Annotated in this window: 4 protein-coding genes; all 4 read left to right on the top strand. The window is 39.0% G+C overall.

What is annotated here, in order from left to right:
• The first annotated feature begins 832 nt into the window (after nucleotides 1-832).
• Nucleotides 833-1,003 carry a ribbon-helix-helix domain-containing protein gene (locus AC2JBO_RS44295; protein ID WP_496959974.1) on the top strand — a complete coding sequence of 57 codons (171 nt, stop codon included), beginning with the start codon at nucleotides 833-835 and terminating at the stop codon, nucleotides 1,001-1,003.
• Between the two features lie 55 nt (nucleotides 1,004-1,058).
• Nucleotides 1,059-1,487, top strand: coding sequence for a Panacea domain-containing protein (locus AC2JBO_RS44290; protein WP_496959973.1), 429 nt, complete (start codon nucleotides 1,059-1,061; stop codon nucleotides 1,485-1,487).
• A gap of 9 nt (nucleotides 1,488-1,496) precedes the next feature.
• Nucleotides 1,497-1,943, top strand: a complete 447-nt coding sequence (locus AC2JBO_RS44285) for a hypothetical protein (RefSeq protein ID WP_496959972.1) — start codon at nucleotides 1,497-1,499, stop codon at nucleotides 1,941-1,943.
• A gap of 542 nt (nucleotides 1,944-2,485) precedes the next feature.
• Nucleotides 2,486-2,903, top strand: a 418-nt coding sequence (locus AC2JBO_RS44280; RefSeq protein WP_496959971.1) for a hypothetical protein, incomplete at its 3' end; no start/stop codon positions are given.

The following is a 2,903-nucleotide window of genomic DNA, read 5'->3' as shown; positions in this document are numbered from 1 at the left end:
TTTTTGATGCTTGTGAAGCCTTAAAACACTTACCATGTAAAGGATTCAGCTTTTTTATATAAACCGAGCGCGTACAATAAACCTCTGAAGGGTACGTTCTAGCCTGGAGTGACTGGTTGGGTGGCGCCGACCGACTTTTACTTTTGTCGGGAACTCAAAAACTCACATGTATCTGCTCTAATTAATGTATACAAATAAGTAAGTTGGCGCCCGACCATCTTACTTTTCTTGCAATAATTTTAATTACAAGCAGAGCAGCCTTTGACAATAAACGATTAAACATAATATATAAAGAGTTGGGTGAGTCACAAAGCCTTTGTTTGAGTGGCTTTTGTGTTTGACACTCTTAATGTACCCCCTCTCCTAAAGTGGAGCGATAACTATAAGTTTAGGAAAATTATGGACTTGCTCACAGGCATATTTTTAATAAAAGTTAAGGTAAACGATTTTCAACAACGGTTGATGGCCTGCTTGGACATTGCTATTCACATGTACTACACAGACAACCGTGTGGGGTTTTGAGGGGCGTTATGGGCGCCCATATCAAAACAACAAACACTACAAAAAGTATTTTCCCATATGCGCGCGTCAAAGATTTTCAGGCTTAACCCGGTTTTTTGGTCGTTTGCTACGCGCGACCCAATAACTACAGATTATCAGTTATTAATGTACACTTACTGTGCATTATATGGCAATAGTATAGTGACAGTGTGTGCCAATCATTTTAGTGGTACACTATGTATACAGTATGTGCATAGTAAAACGTTATTATGTGCCTGGTTAAGATAAACTTGAGGAAGAATTCAAAACCTAAGTAGTACATGTAGACCAAATGGTGAGAGACTCGAAGGGTAACGATAAACGATTAGTAGTATATGTGTCTCAAGAGCTTTTCTGTGAGCTTGAAACCCTTGCTACTAAAGAAGATAGAAGTACCAGCAATTTCACACGAAACTTGATTGCATCAGCCATAGAGCAATATAAGAAGGGTAAAAATTTATAAGCTGTGTTTTTGTGTGCCTTTGTAGTGGCGAAAAGATAAAAATAAGGTGGTGACTATGGCGAACGTTTATGATGTGGCTGCTTATATTTTAGAAAAAATGGGAGCATTAAGCGCAATGAAGCTTCAAAAGCTTGTTTACTACTCCCAAGCATGGTCACTTGTGTGGGATGATAAACCTCTTTTTTCTGAAAGGGTTGAAGCGTGGGCGAATGGACCCGTAATACCAGCCTTATATAATAGTCATCAAGGTGAATTTGAAGTTTCACAGTTAAGAGAAGGAAATTCTAGTAACCTTACCCAAACTCAACGCGAAACTATTGATGAAGTAATCAGCTTTTACGGTAAACATTCTTCACAGTGGTTAAGTGATTTAACGCACACAGAAGACCCTTGGATAAATGCTCGCAAAGGGTTAGCACCTAGAGAACGTGGTGACAGAGAAATTACTCATGCTGCGATGGCTGAATACTATAGCAGTTTGTAATTTTCCTGTATGAGCAAAAAGAAACAGCCAAAGATAAAAGTAACGCCTTCTCCAACCAAGCAAGCAAAAATAGTTTCATCTCCAGATAGTTATAATAAAATGAATCCTTCGTGGCGTGTTTCTAAAATAGAAATGGTTGACCCCTACGGTTGGCATAACTTAGATGCTAAGACGCTTCTTTACATTAAGGATAAGCTTGCCAATTTTGAAAGTATGACTTGGTCAGAAATTCTTGTGGAAGGTAAAAAATTTAATCATTCAGTAAATGTCAAAGATTTATGCACAGAAGCTCAAACACGTTTACGTGAAACTAAGCAAGATGATCTAGACCAACTTGTGTCTCTACGTCTTACTGGAAAGCAGAGGGTTTGGGGAATTCTAGATCAAGGTGTTATGACTCTGTTATGGTGGGACCCAGAACATGATGTTTGCCCATCTCAGCTAAGAAACACGTAACTATAATTATGGCTTATCATTTAGGCGCGCGAGTAGCAACGGAACAGAAAAAGCTGGAACATAGACAGTTTCTTTGCAAATAAAACTAGGCTGCGTTCACAAAAAGTAGAAGAAGTCAAAAAAGCCTGTCTCAAGAAAGGGGAGTACAAAGGCAAGGGCTGGGTTATTCGTTCAGTACGGACACGCGAGCAATGCGAGTGGATTGCCAAAAATGGGAGCGTACCGACTTTCTCAAATTGAATAAATAATAAAAAGCGCTCCTGACTATTGGGGGCGCTTTTTATATTGTTGAGAGGCGCCTTTTGATGTAGCTCCGAGTGTGGCGTGCGGTAGATGCGAGTCGGTGCGGACATCGTGCGAGTTGGCGTTGTTGAAAATCGTATTACCTTAACTTTTATTAAAAACATGCCTGGGAGCAAGTCCATAATTTTCCTAAACTTCTAGTTATCGATTTACTTATAGAGAGCAAGTACATTAATAAGTGTCAAACACAGAAGCCTCTCAAACAAAGGCATTGTGACTCATTCAACAGGTAATAGATTATGTTTAATCGTTCATTGTTAAAGGCTGCTCTATATGTTTGTGCGCTTTGTCCAGTTGTAAGTTATGGTCTTACTTCGGCTCAAACTGTTAACGCTCAATTAAGTGCAACTACCCCAAATCAAATTTTAGCTACTTCACAGAATAATAGTAATAGTTCGCATTCAGAGAGTCAACCTCAATCCGCTCAAGGAAGTTCTTATGAATCTGTTAGAGTTGCACTAATTCGTCAAGATTCTTCAGACTGTGTTAACTCAAATGTAACTACAAAACCTGGCTCACATCGTAATGTAGGAGGAACCATTCATCTTACTAAAAACCCTCATGATGGTGAACTGCAAATGAAAGTATCAATTTTTGATGGGACTCCGAACACTAAGTACAACGTTTTCTTAAAGTGTAAACAACAAATTGGCTATG

The sequence above is a fragment of the Calothrix sp. CBUCES-K 9914 genome (assembly GCF_059640475.1).
Note: the sequence above shows the minus strand (reverse complement) of the source record. Positions and strands in the feature narration are given on the sequence as shown.

Excerpts from the sequence above, each read along its gene's own strand:
- AC2JBO_RS44295 (WP_496959974.1), top strand. The coding sequence starts at position 833 with ATGGTGAGAGACTCGAAGGGTAACGATAAACGATTAGTAGTATATGTG.
- AC2JBO_RS44290 (WP_496959973.1), top strand. The coding sequence starts at position 1,059 with ATGGCGAACGTTTATGATGTGGCTGCTTATATTTTAGAAAAAATGGGA.
- AC2JBO_RS44285 (WP_496959972.1), top strand. The coding sequence starts at position 1,497 with ATGAGCAAAAAGAAACAGCCAAAGATAAAAGTAACGCCTTCTCCAACC.